Source organism: Pseudomonas sp. FW300-N2F2 (assembly GCF_017351655.1).
GTDB classification, from domain to species: Bacteria; Pseudomonadota; Gammaproteobacteria; order Pseudomonadales; family Pseudomonadaceae; genus Aquipseudomonas; species Aquipseudomonas fluorescens_AA.
The window spans coordinates 1,204,314-1,220,795 of the sequence record NZ_JACNDQ010000003.1; the positions used below are offsets into that span (position 1 = coordinate 1,204,314).

Here is a 16,482-nt window from a genome sequence, read left to right on the forward strand (position 1 = left end):
CGTCAAGCTTAATTATCCAAAGGAAATCAATTAATGAAAAAATTGCTCAGCGTGCTGCTCGCAGCCGTCCTGGCGACCCAGGCCCTCCACGCGTTTGCCGAAACCTCGCCTGTCGGTTCCTGGCAATTCGCTTCCTACCATGTTCCGGGTGGCGGTTTTTATGCCAACCAAACGATCTGTTTCAAAGAAGACAATACCTGGTACTCGAGCTCCCAGGCCGGCTGGAAGGGCGCATGGTTCCAGAACGGGGACGATCTCCAATGGAACGGGAGTGTGCCAATGCCGGGTGCAGGGAGCGCCAACAATCTCGCGACCATTGCCATGGGTAAGTTCGTCGCCGCAGGTTCGATGTCGGGTAACTACGCGGAATGGGCAGCACCCAGTGCGCTGCCGCTGCCTTGGGACAGACACTACACCTACACCATGACTTACAAAGGCGCGACCTGCGCTGCGCCAAAGTGATGTCAGCCTTCAATGACCTGACAAACGTTTGAACGCCGCTTCCAGTGACTTAACGGGTTGCAACGACCCACGTCTCTTTCAACTTCAAACAACTTCCCCGCCCAATCTTAATCACCCCAGGAAACGAGACATGACAAACGAGCAACAAGCGTTGCTGGACATGCCGATCTGGCTGGTCATCGTGCTCGCCCTGGTGGGCGGGGTGTCCGGCGAGATGTGGCGCGCCGACAAGGAGGGCGCCCGTGGCTGGCCGTTGCTGCGCCGCGTGGTGCTGCGCTCCGGTGCCTGCGTGGTCTGCGGGGTTTCGGCAACCATGCTGTTGTATGCCCTCGGCATGTCGATCTGGAGCGCCTGCGCCCTGGGTTGCCTGACCGCCATGGCCGGTGCCGATGTGGCGATCGGTCTTTACGAGCGCTGGGTCGCCAAGCGGATCGGCGTTTGCGAAGTGCCACCGCGGGACGTTCCTCCCGACCAGCCGTGAACCCACATCGCTGATCCATACACAAGGAGGCGATCAATGTCCGTCCTTATCGAAAAACCGTCGCAGCTGTTTGTTGCCATTGCCCAGACGCTGCGCATCACTTATCCCACCTTGAAAGTCGGTAGCCCTCAGGAGTTCGATGGCACCGACGACCAACCCTGGGTGCTGATTGCCATTGAACGCGATGCGTCAGGCAGCCGCGCCAATGACGGGCGTATCGCCCATGTCCTGACGGTTTCCCTGCAAGTGGTCATGGCCGTTCCAGGCTGGGAGGCCTGCGATCTGGCCGGTGAATTGAAACACCTGGTCGTGGATAACCGCTGGGGCCTGTCGGGCGATCAATGCGATCTGCCCACGGAAATCGATGGCATCGCATCCACGTTCATCCACGAAGCACGGGTGTACGGCGCCTGGAGCCTTTCCTTCAACCAAACCCTGTACCTCGGCCCGACGCTGCTGGAGGACCCGTTGGGCATCCCGAAATTTGCCCGTACCTGGGAAGTGTCGAACATCGACGACCCGGATCAATACACCGCACTCGAGGGCTGAGCCATGTTCGATGGGTTGTTACGGATGCATCTGGGGCCGATCATCGAGCGTCTGGCACAGATGGAAACCGAGCTGGAGGACCTGCATCGACGTGCGGAGAGTTTCTGCCGCATCGGCGTTTGCCAGGAAGTCGATGCGGCCAGCAATACCTGCAAGGTCAGCCATGGCGGGTTGCTGACACCGGCGATCCGCTTTTTCAACCCGAGCGCCGGCGCCCAGAGCGAGTCGCGGATTCCATCCGTGGGCGAGCAGTGCCTGTTGCTGAACCATGGCGGCGGCGAGAGCGGCGGGCAGGCGGTGGCGTTGTTCGGCCTCAACGGCGGTCAGTTCCCGCCCGTCTCGATCCAGGCCTCGCTGACGCGGCGCCTCTATCAGGACGGTACGGAAAACGGCTACGACCACGCCAGCCATGTCCTGCACTGGCAAAACGGCCCGGCGGCGTTCAGCGGTTCTCGTGAAGCCCTGCAGTTGAACCTTGGCTCGTCGCGGTTGGCGATGACAGCCGAGGCCATCGAATTGCAAGTCGGCGCCGTCGGCATTCGGCTCGACGCTTCCGGTGTGCACCTGAGCGGCCCGGTGGTGGATCACCAGGGACGCGTCATCAGTACCGCATAAGAGATTTCCTCATGATTGGAATCGATCGAAATACCGGCGCCACGGTCGACGACTGGCTGCAGTTCGTGCAGCGCGCCACCCGTGCATTGACCACGCCGTTGGGCACTCGCCAGAAGCGTCCGTTGTATGGCTGCGCACTCACGCAGTTGCTGGGGCAAAACCTCGGCGACGACCTGCTGATCCTCGCCCAGAGCCACGCGGCCCAAGCGTTCTACAACCCGGACAACGGCATCGATGATTTCGAGCCGCAGGTCATTGTCGCCAGCCGGCAGGGTGCCGGATTGCTGCTGCGTTTCGCTGGCACCTGGAAAAACCGTAAACAGACTTTCGAGGTGGTGACATGAGCATGTTGATACCCGGCCAGAACCAACTGGCGGAACCGGCTATCGTCACCGTCGAAGCATTCGAGGACCTTCTTGCAGAGTTCAAGACCTTCGTGGTCGAGTACGTCGCCGCACGCTCTCCCGCCAGCGCGGCGAAGCTGGTGGACAGCCTCGAAAACGAAAGCGAACTGCTGACCCTGGCCCTGGAGGCGTTCTGTGTCCGGCTGCAAACCCACGAACGCAAATACAACGCTCGCATCAAGCAGATGCTGGCGTGGTGGGCCACCGGAACCAACCTCGATGCCCGCCTCGCGGACATGGGGCTCGAACGTCAGTTGCTCGACCCGGGCGACCCGGCGGCGTTCCCGCCCATCCCACCGGTCTACGAGAGCGACGATGACGCTCGGTTGCGTTATTACCTGGCGCCCCACGCCCCGGCAGCCGGCTCGCGGATGCAGTATCGGCGGGAGATTTTTACCTTGGGGGAACGGCCCATCGTGAAGGTGGAAAACGCCTCGGCCGGTGTGGTGACAGTCACCTACACCTTCGACCCGGACGGTCGTGCGGCGCAGGTCAAGGACGGTAACGCACGCCGGACGGCGCCGGGCCAGGTCACGGTCACGGTGTTGTCCCGTGAGGGTGATGGGACGCCATCCGAAACGCTGCTCGACGGTGTTCGCCAGCATTTCGCTCGGCCTGATGTGCGACCGGAAACGGACCTCGTTATTGTCCAGGGCGCGCAGATCAAACCCTACAAAATCCGCGTCGTGGCGAAGATCAATGCCGGCCCGGATTCGGGCTTGACCCAGGTTGCCGCCGAACAGCAATTGCGGGAATACGCCGAGGCGTGTCATCGATTGGAAGGTCGAGTGGACCCGAGCTGGATCGACTACACGCTGCACAATGCCGGCGCGGTTCAGCTCCAGATTCTCGAACCGCTTGCACCGATTGTGACGACGGCTTTCCAAGCTCCGTACTGCACGGGCGTCGAGGTCGAGGTGGACACGTTATGAGTGACGACACACCTCGCCTGAGCCTGCTGCCGATCAACAGTTCGCCACTGGAACGGGCCCTGGATCTCGGTTTCGCCCGGCTGCTCGAACGCATCGATCCGCCATTTCCCGAGCTGATGAACCCGGCGGCCACGCCCCTCGCATTCCTGCCGTATCTCGCAGCAGACCGCGGGGTCAGTGAATGGAGTTCCGCGGCGCCCGCAGTTGAAAAGCGCCTGACCGTTGAACTCGCCTGGCCCACCGCCCGGCAGGCCGGGACGCGAAAGGCGCTGGAAAATGCCGCCAAGGGTTTGCAACTGATGCCTGAAGTACGCGCCTGGTATGAGCAAACGCCACCGGGCCCGCCCTACAGTTTTTCCGTCAGGGCGTTTACCGAGCAACCCTACAGCGAAGCCATCGACGCCCGTCTCGACCGTCGCCTGGCCGATGCCAAGAGCGAACGCGACACCTTGACGGTGTCTGTTGGCTTGAGGGCCTTCGGCAGGCACGTCATCGGCGCCGCGACGCTGTGCGGCGAACTGACCACGGTTTATCCGGTTGTCATCGAAGGGCTCGAAGCCTCGGGCCAGGCCTTCATGGCCGCTGGGCTCTACACCGTCGAAACCTCCACTATTTATCCACAGGGGTCCTAAATGGCCGACTACTACACCCTGCTCACCGATGCGGGGATCGCCTACGAAACCGCCTGCAAAGCAGCGGGCACACCCATCAAGCTGTCGCAGATTTCCGTTGGTGACGGCGGCGGCGCGGAATACAACCCGGCCGCAACGGCGACGGCACTCAAGCGCGAAGTCTGGCGTGGGCCGCTCAATGCGCTGTTCCAGGATGAAACCAACCCGAGCTGGTTGCTGGCCGAGGTCACCATCCCTTCTGATGTAGGTGGCTGGTATGTGCGAGAGGCCGGGATCTGGACGGATACGGGCATCCTGTACGCCATCGTCAAATACCCGGAGTCGTTCAAGCCGATTCTGGCAACGTCCGGTTCGGGGAAAGAGTTCTACATTCGCTCGATCTTTGAGACCAGCAATGCCGAGCTGGTGACGTTGCTTATCGACGATACGGTGGTCAAGGCGACTCGGGCCTGGGTTGCCAGCTACGTTGCCGACGAATTGGCCAAGCTCGACAGGAAACAGTCCGTGCGGGTGGCGACGACGGCCAACATTGTCTTGAGTGGCGCGCAAGCCATCGATGGTGTTGCGGTGATCGCTGGGAATCGGGTCCTGGTCAAGTCCCAGACCTTGGCGAAAGACAACGGTATCTACGTGGTTGCGAACGGCGCTTGGGTTCGGGCAAAGGATGCCGATGCGAGCGTCGACGTGACTTCGGGGTTGATTGTCTCGGTGGAGGAGGGCGCGACGCTTGCCAACACGATCTGGCAGTTGGTTACCGATGGTGTGATTGTGTTGGGCGCTACGGGGTTGGTGTTTCAGAACATCACTCAAGGGTTTGCGCCGCTCAATTCGCCCGCGTTGCTGGGCGTCCCGACGGCTCCGACTGCACCGGTCAGCACCAACAATCAGCAACTCGCGACGACTGCGTTTGTGCAACGCGCACTCGGTAACCATTCAAGCGTTGGTGGGCTGGACGCAAGTACCGTTCTGACTGCGGATGCGTTCGGTAGGTCGTTCATCATCAACTCGGCCAACCCGGTGAATATCACGTTGCCGAAGGCAAGCACGGGGTTCAATGGCGGCACTATCAACCTACTTAACGTGTCGAGCGGTACCGTAACCATCGTCCTGCAGGGTACGGATTATGTAGCGGGTATTGCCGCCAATCAGTTGGTGCTCAAGACAATGGACAGCATCACGTTGTCCACTGGCGCGGGCATCACTTGGTATGCGGAGAACGGATCGGTGCCGGATGCGTTGTCTAGTACATTCAATGGAGGGGTTCGGGCCATCATGGCTCGTTATGGTCTGGGCGCTTCTGGTTACAGCTACACCGGTAATATCGACAACCTCGTAGAAAATGGCGTGTTCATGGTTAGCGCTTCGACCACCGGAACAAAGCCAGAATACCCTGCCCAGCAAGGCACGGGACAGATCCCCAATGGCACCGTATTCCACATGGAGCGCGGCAGCAGCAACATGGCTACGCAAGTTTGGGATTCTTTGGTGAATTCCATCCTGCCGATCACCTGCATACGTACGCGCACTGCTAATGGAGTCTGGACTCCTTGGGCGCAGATATGGAGTAGCAACAACACGCCAAAACAGGCTAACCCGCTTGATTTTACCCCTGGTGCGATGTTGACGACGGGCGCTTTTGGGGTTGGTCGCGGGTTTCTAAGCACTGATGTCGATATGAATGATTATCTGAATCCCGGTAATTATCTGACTCCATTGTCTGGCTTGTTAAACCTGCCGACAGGTTGGTCTCCGTCGGTCCGTTACAGCCTTGTTGTCGAGGGCTACGCTAGTAACAACTACCTGGTTCAGCGGATTACTGGAGGCTTGTCCAGCGGTCAGACGCCGATCTTTGCCGTGCGCGTCATGCAAAACGCGGGGGAGTGGACCGCTTGGCTGGTAGGGGTGACCAATGAAGATTTCAAAGCATCGGTCGGCGCGAGCGGATATCAGCACTATCCGGGTGGACTGATTCGCCAATGGGGCACCTTCAACGCGGCCTCTAGTATTGCGAGCGGTGCTTATACAACCCTAACTATCACACTACCTAAAGCGTTTCCAAACGGACTTCTTTCCGGTTCAGGGGCAGTCCATAGCCAAGGCTTGTCGAATGCTCAGCCTCGTCCTAACGGTTCTTCAAGGACCTCTATCGCTGTCTGTGTGAATAATAATTCCACCGTGTCACTCAGCAATACCGTTGGAACCTGGGAATATTGGGGATATTGATCATGACTGTATTTTTTTGTGCCGAAACGGGCGGCTTTTATCCCGGCGAGCCTTATGGCGATGCGGTCGGGAAGGCATGTGTAGAACTTACCCAGGAGGCTTACCGGGCTTTGAGAGATGAGATTGATCAAGGCAAAGAAATAGCGGTTGTCGATGGGTGGCCAGAGGCGATTGACCGGGTTGTACCGCCTGATCAAATGATCGCATTCGAGCGTGACTGGCGTGATTCGGAAATTCGAAGCACCGAATGGTTGGTCGCACGCCACCGTGAAGAACAGGATTTAGGGTTGGCTCCTACGCTGAATGTAGAGCAATTCCCTGAGTTGCTCTCCTATCGCCAAGCGCTTCGGGACTGGCCTCAAACAGATACTTTCCCCAGTGCTGAGCTTCGGCCGACCGCACCACCATGGCTCGCCAAACAAACTCAATAGACGCCCCGCATCGACGGGGCGTTTTCTTAACCGTCAAACACCCGACAACACCCAATAGCCCCTTCCTCAAAAGGGGCTTTTTCGTATCTGGAGAACCCAAAAAATGGCACCACGCCAAACCTACACCGTACTCCTCCCATTCCCCATCGGCGGTGGTCACTGGTCGACCACCGGCCAGGAACTCGACCTGCTCGACGTCGAGGCCAATGCCTTGCGCAGCGCCGGTCGCCTGGAGCTGAAAAAAACCGAGGCTGGTGAACCGGCCTCTGCATCCACCCCGGCCAAAAAGGCCGCCACCAAGAAGGCTGAATAACCATGGCTGAGGTTTTGAACTTCGAGCACAACGGCATTACCGTCAATGCCTCTGAATCTCCCGAGGCCATGGGTGGCCTGGGTGACAACGTCATCGGGCTGGTCGGCACCGCGCCGAATGCCAACCCGCTGATTCCGAAAAACACCCCGTTCCGTATCAACAGCTTCACCACCCAGGCCCAGCTGGACCCGACCGGTGTCGAAGCGGGGACGTTGTTCCACGCCGTCTACCAGATCCTCAAGGTAGTCAAGGTGCCGGTGTACGTGGTTATCGTCGAAGAGGGCGCCACGCTGGCCGACACGCAGAACAACGTGATCGGCGGCATCGAAGCGCAGACCGGGCGCAAGTTGGGCTTGGCCGCGTTGAGTGGGGTCGCTGAAGACCTGACCATCATCGGCGCGCCAGGCTTTACCGGTACCAAGGCCGTGGCCAGCGAGTTCGCTTCGTTCGGCAAGCGTATCAAGGCCCGTGTGGTACTCGATGGCAAGGACGCCGCGGTCGCCGATCAAGTGACCTACAGCCAGGAACTGGGCGGCGCGGACCTTGGTTTCGACCGTTGCCTGGTGGTGCACAACATGCCGGCGGTGTATTCCAAGGCCGCGAAGAAAAACGTCTTCCTGGCGCCGTCGAGCCTGGCCATCGCCGCCCTCGCCAAGGTCAAGCAATGGGAGAGCCCGGGCAACCAGGTCACCTACGCCGAAGACGTTTCCCGCACCGTCGAATACAACATCCTCGACACCTCCACCGAAGGCGATCTGCTCAACCGCTACGGCGTCAGCTACTACGCCCGGACCATCCTCGGCGGCTTCTCGCTGCTGGGCAACCGTTCCATCACCGGCAAGTTCATCAGCTACGTCGGCCTGGAAGATGCCATCAGCCGCAAGCTGGTGAAGGCCGGCCAGAAGGCCATGGCCAAGAACCTGACCAAGTCGTTCATGGACCAGGAGGTCAAGCGCATAAACGACTGGCTGCAAACCCTGGTCGCCGACGAAACCATCCCGGGCGGCAGCGTGTACCTGCACCCGGAATTGAACAGCGTCGAGAAGTACAAGAACGGCACCTGGTACGTGGTCATCGACTACGGCCGCTACGCGCCGAACGAACACATGATTTATCAACTCAATGCCCGCGATGAAATCATCGAGCAGTTCCTGGAGGACGTTCTCTAATGTTTACCAACCGCGTAAGACAGGCCATCGCGGCCACCCTGCAGGGCCTGCCGTTGTCGGCGACCGTGGAAGAGTTCACCCCGCCGAAGATCGAATTCGAGATGGAAGAGATGCGTGGCGGCCGCTTCATTGGCGAGGAGATGGCCAAGGCCGGCAAAGCGCTGACGGCCAAGCTGACGCTGCAAGGCCTCGGTCCGGAAATCATGTTGGCGCTGGGCGTGAGCGTGGGCGACGACATTCTGCTGAATGTGCGTGAAGCCGGCCAGGACCAGGACGGCAACACCTGGTTCACTTACCACACGGTGGGCGGCAAGTTGAAGTCCCTTGAGGAAACGACGCTGAAAATGAACGAGAAGCCCAAGACCATCCTCGATCTGTCCTGCCGCACCTACAACCGCCTGGAAAACGGCGTCCCGGTGATCGATATCGACGTGCGCACCCAGAAGTTCGTGCTCAACGGCGTCGACATCCTCGGCGATGCTCGCCGTGCGGTGCTGTTGCCGTAAACGAATACCCGTCAGTTGAACCCAATCCCTGTGGGAGCGAGCTTGCTCGCGATAGCGGTGTGTCAGCCAACATCGATGCTGACTGATCCGACGTCATCGCGAGCAAGCTCGCTCCCACAGGTTGTCCTCTGATTTATCAAGGAACTGATTCCATGTCCTGGACGCCTCCCGTTCACGTTTTGCTGTCGCCGATCGCCGGTGACGACGAAACACAGATCGAGCAACTCCAACTCAAGCCGCTGTACTACGCCGCGCAAAAAGACGCCCTGGCCCGCGCCGGCGATGACGAAGACGATCAGTTCTTCGAACTGGCCAAACTGGCCACCGGGCTGTCGGTCAAGGAACTCGACCAGCTCAAGCGCCCGGACTACGTGAGCATTGCGCAGTACGTGCATGAAATGTCCACCCGTCCGACGTCCCACTTCCTGGAACAGGTGGCCGGCGCACCCGTCGACCCTGACCAGGTACAGCTGCTGCAACCGCTCGACGTCGCGGGCCGCAGCATGACTTCACTGACCCTGGAAATGCCAGTGTTGCGTGCCACCAAGGCGATGAAAAAACTGAAGACGGCCAAGGAACGCGCCGAGTTCATCACCGCCCATTGCACCGGTCTGATGATCCCCGATCTCGACCGGCTGACCGTGCCCGACTGGACCCAGTTGCAGGTGCGCATCGACGATTTTTTAAACAAACCGGCGGACTTCTTTCGGAGCGCGACATCGAAGTGATCCTCGATGTGGTGCCGCTCATTTACTCGGTAAGTGAGGCGGAAATCCTGGAGTGGGACGCCGGCAAGGCCTTGCGCCGCTACGACATCGCGATCACTCGCCTTGGCGTGAAACAGGAGTAGAGCGGGATGGCGGACGATAGATATTCGCTCAAATACGCAGCCTTCAACGAGAGTGGGTTGGCGTTCGGTAATACCAGCCTCACCAGTGGCGTGTCGGCGCAAGGCGCGTTCGCCAGGGATCAACTGGCGAGCCTCGATCTGGCGCTGGAAACGCTCGGGCTCAAGCTCGGTCTGCTGACAACGGCTATCGAATCATTGACCTTGAAGCTATCGGCGCAACGGCCAATGGGAGCCGCAGTCAAGGCTGAGTCGGCCAATGAGCCAAAGGGTAAATCAGGCGGCAGTATTGAACCGCCGGAGCTGCTGAAACCGGCAATAGCGATGGATTTGGCCATGGCCGATCTGAAGCAGGCTGCCCGGTTTACTCCTCGCCAGATCGAAGAAATGGCTGAGCCCACTCAGCAGATCGCCATCGCTCCGCTAGTGGCGGCAGGGGGGACCCAAGCGGTTGATCTGGTGAGGATCGAAAGCCTGGCGGCCAAGGCCGGAATCGGTAGCGATCTGCCCAATGCCTCGGATCGACAGTTCGAGCTGCTGCGCTTCGCCAGTGATGCGGGCGTCGCTGCCTCGGCATTCAGGCTGCCGGCCATGGAGGTCGCCGAGATGATGGTCGGCTGGCGCACCTCCATGAAGCTCAGCGGTGCTCAAGCCTTTGACTTGGCGGATGCCTCCAACCATCTGGGCAAGATTCCCGGTGGTGCGAAAGCGGGTGACATCGGCGCCGTCTTGCAGCGTGACGGTGCGGCGGCGACGGCGGCGGGGCTAGTCCCTGCGCAAGCCGCCGCGTTGACGGCGGCATTGCTCAATACCGGTTCGCAACAAACTGAAGCCAGCGTAGCGCTCAATACCTTCACGACTGCCATGGGCAAGGGTGATCAGGCCTCTATCACCGAACAAACGGCCTGGAAGCAGTTGGGGCTGGAGCCGAACGCGGTGGCGAGCGGCTTGCGCGACAAGGACACCGCGCCTGGCACAGTGATGTCGGTGCTGGCGGCTTTGAACGCGCAACCTGCCGAGAAGCGTTCGGCGCTGGCCTCCACGTTGTTTGGCACCGGTGATGAAGCGGTGCTGCGTATGGCGCAGAAACTGGCCGATGTGAATGAAGCCTTCGGACAGGTGAAAGACCCAGCCCAGTACGCCACATCGCAGTTGGGTAATGGGGGCTCGGTGAGGCAGGACGCGTTGGCGCTGTCGAACACTCGGCAAGGTCAGTTGAACGTCTTGAGTGCGCGTGCTGAGCGGCTATCGGTGACCACGGGCAATGCCCTGGCGCCCGTCGAGGATGTCTCGCTTCAGGCGCTGGGTTCGCTGGCGGATGGCATGAGTGAATTGGCTGAGTCCTCACCTAAAGCCACCGCTGCCATTGTGCTGGTTGCCGCCGCGATCAAACCGCTGGTGGGCATGCTGCTCAAAGCCCTCGGGGATGAGGTGGGTAGTCAAGCGGCCAAGCGAGTCTTGGGGACTGCGAACGTTGCGAACGTCGTGAATGCCGAGGCTGTGGGAAGCTCCACGCTTTCCTCGGGAGGCGCGATAGCCTCGTTACGCTCGCTTACCCGTTGGATACCTGGCGTGTTCGCGTTAAGCGCGGTCCCCGAGGTGGTTGGCGGCGCCATGGACGGCGACGCCCGTAAGGTCGGGACTGGCCTGGGCAGTGCTGGCGGCGGTTGGGCAGGGGCTTCGGCTGGGGCTACTGCGGGCGCCACATTGGGCAGTTTTTTCGCGCCGGTCATCGGCACCGCTATTGGCGGAGCGCTCGGTGCGGTCGCTGGCGGACTGGCAGGAAGCTGGCTCGGTGGAGAGTCGGGGGCCTGGCTGGGTGACAAACTCGCCACGCCCGCCGACAAACTCCCCCCTCCGGATCAAGCCGCCAAGGATCTGACCAATGCCCAGACCACCATCGCGCAGAACACCATGACCGCGAATATCTATATCAACGGCCAGGACCAGGCCAGTGCCAGTCAGTTGGCCAACCTGGTCGTGCAGCAGCTCTCGGGCCAATTTGGTTTGACGACCATGCCCAGCTCACTGGCCATGCGCAGTGACGCTGCCTTGACCGACGGAGGTACGTGATGCGTCAACAAATGGCACTCGGCAGTTTCATCTTTGGGCTGTCGAGAAAGTTTGCGTACCACCAGCTGGTACACACGTCGGACGGTGGCTGGAAAAGCATCGACATTCTCACCAGCAAACCCAAGTCCAGCCAGATCGGCCAGGGGCTGCAAGGGCTGACGATCACGGGCAAGTCGATGTACGCGACCGCCATGGATCGTCTCGATGAGCTGCGCGCATTGCAGGCGCGGCGCATCCCTCTGCCGTTGGTCGATGGCATTGGCCGCAACTGGGGCCTGTGGCAGATCAACAAGGTCACGGAAACCCAGACCGAAATCATCGATGACGGCACGGCGATGGTGGTCGGCTGGGTGGTTGAATTGATGGAGTTCGCCAATGCGTAGGGTTCGAAGTATCGCCGGTGATTCGGTGAATCTGCTGCTGTACCGCGAGCTGGAGCGTTGTGACGATATCGTCGAGGAGGCGCTCTGGTTGCTCAATCCGGGGTTGGCTGAATGGGGCCCGGTATTGCCGGCGGGCGTATGGGTTGTCTTGCCGGAAGTGGACCTCAAGCCCGTGGCAACCCCACCGGTTTCGGCCTGGGATTAAGGAGGCGACATGTCATTGGGTTTCACGCCTGCGGTGGAAATTTATGGCGCGAACGCCGCGCTGCTCAACGAACGCCTGCTCAAGTGGGTGCATGTCGATGCGGCGGGTATCGAGTCCGATCAATTGACCCTCACCATCAGCCTGGACGGGCTTGAAGGGTTGCCCAGCCTGGGCGGCAAGATTGGCCTGCGGGTCGGCTATCTGGAGTCGGGTCTGGTGGACAAAGGCGAGTTCGTCATCACCCGGCGCACGCCGCTCCTGTTTCCCCTGCAACTCGTGCTGGTGGCCATGGCAGCGCCGTTCAGCGCGGCGGACCAGACCGGGTTCAAGCAACGCCGATCCGTCAGCCATGGCCCGACGACCCTGGGGGCGCTGTTTCGTCAGTTGACCTCCAGGCACGGGTTTTCCCCGCGGGTGGCGCCGGACCTGTCGCTGATCAAGATCGAGCACATCGACCAGTCCAATGAAACCGACATGGGTTTCCTCACGCGTCTGGCCCACCGGTATGACGCCGTCGCCAAGCCGGTCAACGAACTGTATGTGCTGGCCCGGCGCGGCCAGGCGAAGTCGTTGTCGGGCAAAGTTTTGCCCGAAATGAAACTGTCGGTGACGACCAACAACCGCCCGGGCGACCACGCCTTCATTTCGGCCAAGCTGGATGAAGGTGCCCGGGCCAAGTACCAAGGCTGCAAGACCCGCTGGTGGGATGCGGCGGCGGGCAAGCTGCAGGTCGAGGAGAGCGGCATCGCGCCGTTCAAGACCCTGCGCCAGCGCTTCCAGAGCGCCGCCGATGCCCGCGCCGCCGGTGAAGGCGAGGTACGTCGGATGCTGCGCGAAGCGCTCAAGGTGACGATCGAGTGCCCGGGTAACCCGGGGCTGTCTGCCGAGGGCATCGTCCTGCTGGATCCCTCCTGGCCGGATTTCATGCGCGGTCGCTGGTCGATCGACAAGGTCACCGCCAGTGGCGACCGGGAAAAAAGCTATCGCTGCTTGATTGATGCAACCTGCCTGGACGCCAAGCTCTGACCCCCCTGTGGGAGCGAGCTTGCTCGCGAAGACGCCAGCACATCCGACATCAATGCTGCCTGACCCACCGCTTTCGCGAGCAAGCCCGCTCCCACAGGGGAGACTCGCACCTTCAGATACTGGAGTCCCCCCCATGAAGATCACACCGATCCTCACGCAGTTGCGTGAGCAATGTCCGACGCTTGCCCAGCGTGTGGCCGCAGGTTTTGACCTCGCCACGCTGCAAGCCGAGACCCCGCTGCAAACCCCCTGCGCTTATGTCCTGCCCACCGCCGACATCGCCAGCAAGAACGCGGCTCAGAACGTCACGCTGCAAGCGGTGCGTGATCGCTTCGATGCCGTGCTGGTGCTCGACGCCACTGACGCGACAAAAGCGCTGGATCTGTTGCACGACCTGCGGGCCGAACTGTGGCGGGCGCTGGTGGGGTTCAAGCCGGGCGCTGAGTACACCGGCGTCGAGTACGACGGCAGCGAACTGGTTTCCATCAACAGCAGCCGGGTGTCGTACCGGCTGCGCTTTTTCGCCGAGTTCCAGCTGGGCCGCAATCTGGCGAGCCAGCCTGCCGAAAGCTGGCACGAGCGTGAACTGGACGGCTTGTCGTCCTTTACCGGGGCCACCGTGCGGGTCGATGCCATCGACCCGGCGGACCCCAACCTGAAACGTCCCGGCCCCGACGGGCGCGTGGAACTGACTTTCTCTGGAGACGTAACCCCATGAGCAAACGCATCACCGTGCTGCCGGCCCCGGGCCGTGCCGTACCGGACCCGGAAGCGGGCGATCTGTTGCCCCTCGAGGGCCGTGAAGTGCCGGACAACGCCTGGTGGCGTCGACGTCTGGCCGATGGCGATATCACTACCAAAGCCGTGAAAGCGGCCAAACCACAGGGAGCCAAGTAATGGCGATCGGATTCAGTAACATTCCCGCGGACATTCGTGTTCCGCTGTTCTACGCCGAAATGGACAACTCGGCCGCCAATAGCGCGTCATCGGCCATGCGCCGGTTGATCGTCGCCCAGGTCAACGACAATGTCGCTCCGGCCGATGTCGGCAAGCTGGTGCTGGTGTCCAGCGTCGCGCTGGCCAAGAACATCGGCGGGCAAGGCTCGATGCTTGCCTCGATGTACGAAACCTGGCGCAAGACCGACCCGCTCGGCGAAATCTGGTGCCTGCCGCTGCACAACGTCGAAGGTGCCGTTGCCAAGGGCGTGCTGACCTTCACCGGCACCGCGACTGAAAGCGGTGTGCTCAACCTGTACGTCGGCGGTGTGCGCGTCCAGGCCGCCATCGTCAACGGTGCCACGGCGGCCCAGGCCGCCACTGCGCTGGCCTTGAAAATCAACGCCGCCGCCGACCTGCCGGTGACCGCTGCGGCCGCCGAAGGCGTCGTGACCCTCAGCGCCAAATGGACCGGCGACAGTGGCAACGACATCAGCCTGCAGTTCAATCGCCTGGGCAAGAGCAATGGCGAAGACACCCCGGCGGGACTGACCACCGCCATCACCGCGATGACCGGTGGCGCCGGCGTGCCGGACCAGACCGCTGCCGTCGCGGCCCTGGGCGACGAGCCTTTCGAGTTCATCGCCATGCCCTGGTCCGACGTGGCGAGCCTCAACACCTGGCAAGCGGTCATGGACGACAACACCGGCCGCTGGTCCTGGGCCAAGCAGTTGTTCGGCCATGTCTACAGCGCCAAGCGCGGCACCATTGGCACCCTGGTTGCCGCCGGGCAGGCGCGCAACGACCAGCACATGACCCTCCAGGCCCTGGAGCTGGGCGTACCGCAACCGTTCTGGGTCCAGGCCGCGGCCTTGGCGGCTCGCACGGCGGTGTTCATCTCCGCCGACGCCAGCCGTCCGACCCAGAGCGGCAGCCTGCCAGGCTTGGACCCGGCACCGGCCAGCGAGCGTTTCACCCTGACCGAGCGCCAGTCGCTGCTCAACTACGGCATCGCCACGGCGTATTACGAAGGTGGTTACGTACGCATCCAGCGTTCCATCACCACGTATCAGAAGAATGCCTTCGGCCAGGCTGACAACTCCTACCTGGACAGCGAAACCATGCACCAGTCGGCGTTCATCGTCCGCCGCCTGCAAAGCGTGATCACCAGCAAGTACGGTCGCCACAAACTGGCCTCCGACGGCACCCGTTTCGGCGCCGGCCAGCCCATCGTGACCCCGAGCACCATCCGCGGCGAGCTGATCGCGCAATACGCCAAGCTCGAACTGGAAGGCCACGTGGAAAACGCCGAGCTGTTCGCCGAACACCTGGTTGTGGAGCGTGACAGCCAGGACCCGAGCCGGGTCAATGTGCTGTTCCCACCGGACTACATCAACGGCCTGCGGGTGTTCGCGCTGCTCAACCAATTCCGCCTGCAATACGACGCCGCCGCCTGACGGTTGCACTCGGTCGCATGCATTCAGCCCACCTTGCGTGGGCTTTTTATTTGAAGGGAGAAACACCATGGGTCAACTGATTGCGGGCACCTGCTACGTCAAAGTGGACGGCGCTCAACTGACCATCAATGGCGGCTGCGAAGCACCACTGATGTTCACCAAACGCGAAACCGTCGTACCGGGTTTCTACAAGGAAACCGACATCGCCCCGTCCTTCAAGGTGACGGCCCTGCACACCGCGGACTTCCCGCTCAAGCAACTGGTCGCCGGCACTGATATGACCGTCACTTGTGAATTCAACAACGGCAAGGTCTACGTGCTGGCCGGCGCCTACCTGGTGGAAGAGCCGGTGTCCAAGGGCGACGACGCCACCATCGAACTGAAATTCGAAGGCATCAAGGGGACCTGGCAATGACCGATGTCGTGACGCTGCGCGTGGCCATCGAGGCCCATGGCGAGCCGCTGAGCGAACTGACCCTGCGCCGTCCGACGGTGCAAGAGGTCCGGGCGATCAAAGCACTGCCCTACAAGATCGACAAGAGCGAGGAGGTGAGCCTGGACATGGACGTCGCGGCCAAATACATCGCGGTGTGCGCCGGCATCCCGCCGTCGTCGGTCAACCAGTTGGACCTGGCTGACCTCAACGCCCTGAGCTGGGCCGTCGCGAGTTTTTTCATGAGTGCGGCGTCGCAGCCATCGGCGACCTGATCGCCGCCGCCTATGACCTGGCCTGGTTCTGGAAGGTTGACCCCGAACAGATGATGGCCAGGCCACTGGATGTGCTCCGCGAGTCCTTGGAGCACGCGCAACGGATCAATGCGATGCAGCAGGTGCAGTG

General features: G+C 61.3%; 22 protein-coding genes. All 22 read left to right on the plus strand.

The window, feature by feature from the left end; genetic code table 11:
* Positions 1–33 precede the first annotated feature (33 nt).
* The 22 genes from J4E63_RS25985 to J4E63_RS26090 all read left to right on the plus strand — a co-directional run bounded on the left by J4E63_RS25985 (position 34) and on the right by J4E63_RS26090 (position 16,352).
* Positions 34–462: a hypothetical protein gene (locus tag J4E63_RS25985; protein WP_207283725.1), complete on the plus strand. Its 429-nt coding sequence runs from the start codon at positions 34–36 to the stop codon at positions 460–462.
* Positions 463–592: 130 nt separating this feature from the next.
* On the plus strand, positions 593–943 hold the full coding sequence (locus J4E63_RS25990) for a phage holin family protein (RefSeq protein ID WP_123342521.1): 351 nt from the start codon (positions 593–595) through the stop codon (positions 941–943).
* Between the two features lie 36 nt (positions 944–979).
* Positions 980–1,492, plus strand: a complete 513-nt coding sequence (locus tag J4E63_RS25995) for a hypothetical protein (protein WP_207283726.1) — start codon at positions 980–982, stop codon at positions 1,490–1,492.
* Between the two features lie 3 nt (positions 1,493–1,495).
* Positions 1,496–2,107: a phage baseplate assembly protein V gene (locus J4E63_RS26000; protein WP_207283727.1), complete on the plus strand. Its 612-nt coding sequence runs from the start codon at positions 1,496–1,498 to the stop codon at positions 2,105–2,107.
* Positions 2,108–2,118: 11 nt separating this feature from the next.
* Positions 2,119–2,451 carry a hypothetical protein gene (locus J4E63_RS26005; RefSeq protein WP_018607976.1) on the plus strand — a complete coding sequence of 111 codons (333 nt, stop codon included), beginning with the start codon at positions 2,119–2,121 and terminating at the stop codon, positions 2,449–2,451.
* On the plus strand, positions 2,448–3,443 hold the full coding sequence (locus tag J4E63_RS26010; protein WP_207283728.1) for a baseplate J/gp47 family protein: 996 nt from the start codon (positions 2,448–2,450) through the stop codon (positions 3,441–3,443). Before J4E63_RS26005 ends, J4E63_RS26010 begins: the two co-directional genes overlap by 4 nt.
* Positions 3,440–4,075: a phage tail protein I gene (locus J4E63_RS26015; RefSeq protein WP_092165883.1), complete on the plus strand. Its 636-nt coding sequence runs from the start codon at positions 3,440–3,442 to the stop codon at positions 4,073–4,075. Before J4E63_RS26010 ends, J4E63_RS26015 begins: the two co-directional genes overlap by 4 nt.
* Complete coding sequence (locus J4E63_RS31010) at positions 4,076–6,298, plus strand: phage tail protein (RefSeq protein ID WP_259334248.1); 2,223 nt, start codon at positions 4,076–4,078, stop codon at positions 6,296–6,298.
* Positions 6,299–6,300: 2 nt separating this feature from the next.
* Positions 6,301–6,729 carry a phage tail assembly chaperone gene (locus J4E63_RS26025; protein ID WP_207283729.1) on the plus strand — a complete coding sequence of 143 codons (429 nt, stop codon included), beginning with the start codon at positions 6,301–6,303 and terminating at the stop codon, positions 6,727–6,729.
* Positions 6,730–6,832: 103 nt separating this feature from the next.
* The gene (locus J4E63_RS26030) at positions 6,833–7,042 is read left to right on the plus strand and encodes a hypothetical protein (RefSeq protein WP_207283730.1); all 210 of its coding nucleotides are present in this window, start codon (positions 6,833–6,835) and stop codon (positions 7,040–7,042) included.
* Positions 7,043–7,044: 2 nt separating this feature from the next.
* On the plus strand, positions 7,045–8,211 hold the full coding sequence (locus J4E63_RS26035; RefSeq protein WP_207283731.1) for a phage tail protein: 1,167 nt from the start codon (positions 7,045–7,047) through the stop codon (positions 8,209–8,211).
* The gene (locus tag J4E63_RS26040) at positions 8,211–8,717 is read left to right on the plus strand and encodes a phage major tail tube protein (protein WP_207283732.1); all 507 of its coding nucleotides are present in this window, start codon (positions 8,211–8,213) and stop codon (positions 8,715–8,717) included. Before J4E63_RS26035 ends, J4E63_RS26040 begins: the two co-directional genes overlap by 1 nt.
* Before the next feature lie 152 nt (positions 8,718–8,869).
* Entirely contained in the window at positions 8,870–9,445 is a 576-nt protein-coding gene (locus J4E63_RS26045) for a phage tail assembly protein (RefSeq protein WP_207283733.1), read from the plus strand.
* Between the two features lie 179 nt (positions 9,446–9,624).
* A complete protein-coding gene (locus tag J4E63_RS26050) occupies positions 9,625–11,637 on the plus strand; it encodes a phage tail tape measure protein (RefSeq protein WP_259334249.1) in 2,013 nt (670 codons plus the stop codon).
* Complete coding sequence (locus J4E63_RS26055; protein ID WP_207283735.1) at positions 11,637–12,020, plus strand: phage tail protein; 384 nt, start codon at positions 11,637–11,639, stop codon at positions 12,018–12,020. The genes J4E63_RS26050 and J4E63_RS26055 overlap by 1 nt, the downstream gene beginning before the upstream one ends.
* Complete coding sequence (locus J4E63_RS26060) at positions 12,013–12,225, plus strand: tail protein X (RefSeq protein ID WP_058542798.1); 213 nt, start codon at positions 12,013–12,015, stop codon at positions 12,223–12,225. Before J4E63_RS26055 ends, J4E63_RS26060 begins: the two co-directional genes overlap by 8 nt.
* A gap of 9 nt (positions 12,226–12,234) precedes the next feature.
* On the plus strand, positions 12,235–13,251 hold the full coding sequence (locus tag J4E63_RS26065; protein WP_207283736.1) for a contractile injection system protein, VgrG/Pvc8 family: 1,017 nt from the start codon (positions 12,235–12,237) through the stop codon (positions 13,249–13,251).
* 133 nt (positions 13,252–13,384) lie between these two features.
* On the plus strand, positions 13,385–13,969 hold the full coding sequence (locus tag J4E63_RS26070; RefSeq protein WP_092165891.1) for a hypothetical protein: 585 nt from the start codon (positions 13,385–13,387) through the stop codon (positions 13,967–13,969).
* Complete coding sequence (locus J4E63_RS26075) at positions 13,966–14,148, plus strand: DUF2635 domain-containing protein (protein WP_003198311.1); 183 nt, start codon at positions 13,966–13,968, stop codon at positions 14,146–14,148. The genes J4E63_RS26070 and J4E63_RS26075 overlap by 4 nt, the downstream gene beginning before the upstream one ends.
* Complete coding sequence (locus J4E63_RS26080; RefSeq protein ID WP_207283737.1) at positions 14,148–15,644, plus strand: phage tail sheath subtilisin-like domain-containing protein; 1,497 nt, start codon at positions 14,148–14,150, stop codon at positions 15,642–15,644. The genes J4E63_RS26075 and J4E63_RS26080 overlap by 1 nt, the downstream gene beginning before the upstream one ends.
* A gap of 67 nt (positions 15,645–15,711) precedes the next feature.
* Entirely contained in the window at positions 15,712–16,059 is a 348-nt protein-coding gene (locus tag J4E63_RS26085; RefSeq protein WP_003198314.1) for a phage tail tube protein, read from the plus strand.
* Complete coding sequence (locus tag J4E63_RS26090) at positions 16,056–16,352, plus strand: phage tail assembly protein (RefSeq protein WP_045155211.1); 297 nt, start codon at positions 16,056–16,058, stop codon at positions 16,350–16,352. Before J4E63_RS26085 ends, J4E63_RS26090 begins: the two co-directional genes overlap by 4 nt.
* The last annotated feature ends 130 nt before the right edge of the window (positions 16,353–16,482 follow it).

Coding starts and splice junctions, on each gene's coding strand:
- J4E63_RS25985 (WP_207283725.1), top strand. CDS start 34: ATGAAAAAATTGCTCAGCGTGCTGCTCGCAGCCGTCCTGGCGACCCAG.
- J4E63_RS25990 (WP_123342521.1), top strand. CDS start 593: ATGACAAACGAGCAACAAGCGTTGCTGGACATGCCGATCTGGCTGGTC.
- J4E63_RS25995 (WP_207283726.1), top strand. CDS start 980: ATGTCCGTCCTTATCGAAAAACCGTCGCAGCTGTTTGTTGCCATTGCC.
- J4E63_RS26000 (WP_207283727.1), top strand. CDS start 1,496: ATGTTCGATGGGTTGTTACGGATGCATCTGGGGCCGATCATCGAGCGT.
- J4E63_RS26005 (WP_018607976.1), top strand. CDS start 2,119: ATGATTGGAATCGATCGAAATACCGGCGCCACGGTCGACGACTGGCTG.
- J4E63_RS26010 (WP_207283728.1), top strand. CDS start 2,448: ATGAGCATGTTGATACCCGGCCAGAACCAACTGGCGGAACCGGCTATC.
- J4E63_RS26015 (WP_092165883.1), top strand. CDS start 3,440: ATGAGTGACGACACACCTCGCCTGAGCCTGCTGCCGATCAACAGTTCG.
- J4E63_RS31010 (WP_259334248.1), top strand. CDS start 4,076: ATGGCCGACTACTACACCCTGCTCACCGATGCGGGGATCGCCTACGAA.
- J4E63_RS26025 (WP_207283729.1), top strand. CDS start 6,301: ATGACTGTATTTTTTTGTGCCGAAACGGGCGGCTTTTATCCCGGCGAG.
- J4E63_RS26030 (WP_207283730.1), top strand. CDS start 6,833: ATGGCACCACGCCAAACCTACACCGTACTCCTCCCATTCCCCATCGGC.
- J4E63_RS26035 (WP_207283731.1), top strand. CDS start 7,045: ATGGCTGAGGTTTTGAACTTCGAGCACAACGGCATTACCGTCAATGCC.
- J4E63_RS26040 (WP_207283732.1), top strand. CDS start 8,211: ATGTTTACCAACCGCGTAAGACAGGCCATCGCGGCCACCCTGCAGGGC.
- J4E63_RS26045 (WP_207283733.1), top strand. CDS start 8,870: ATGTCCTGGACGCCTCCCGTTCACGTTTTGCTGTCGCCGATCGCCGGT.
- J4E63_RS26055 (WP_207283735.1), top strand. CDS start 11,637: ATGCGTCAACAAATGGCACTCGGCAGTTTCATCTTTGGGCTGTCGAGA.
- J4E63_RS26060 (WP_058542798.1), top strand. CDS start 12,013: ATGCGTAGGGTTCGAAGTATCGCCGGTGATTCGGTGAATCTGCTGCTG.
- J4E63_RS26065 (WP_207283736.1), top strand. CDS start 12,235: ATGTCATTGGGTTTCACGCCTGCGGTGGAAATTTATGGCGCGAACGCC.
- J4E63_RS26070 (WP_092165891.1), top strand. CDS start 13,385: ATGAAGATCACACCGATCCTCACGCAGTTGCGTGAGCAATGTCCGACG.
- J4E63_RS26075 (WP_003198311.1), top strand. CDS start 13,966: ATGAGCAAACGCATCACCGTGCTGCCGGCCCCGGGCCGTGCCGTACCG.
- J4E63_RS26080 (WP_207283737.1), top strand. CDS start 14,148: ATGGCGATCGGATTCAGTAACATTCCCGCGGACATTCGTGTTCCGCTG.
- J4E63_RS26085 (WP_003198314.1), top strand. CDS start 15,712: ATGGGTCAACTGATTGCGGGCACCTGCTACGTCAAAGTGGACGGCGCT.
- J4E63_RS26090 (WP_045155211.1), top strand. CDS start 16,056: ATGACCGATGTCGTGACGCTGCGCGTGGCCATCGAGGCCCATGGCGAG.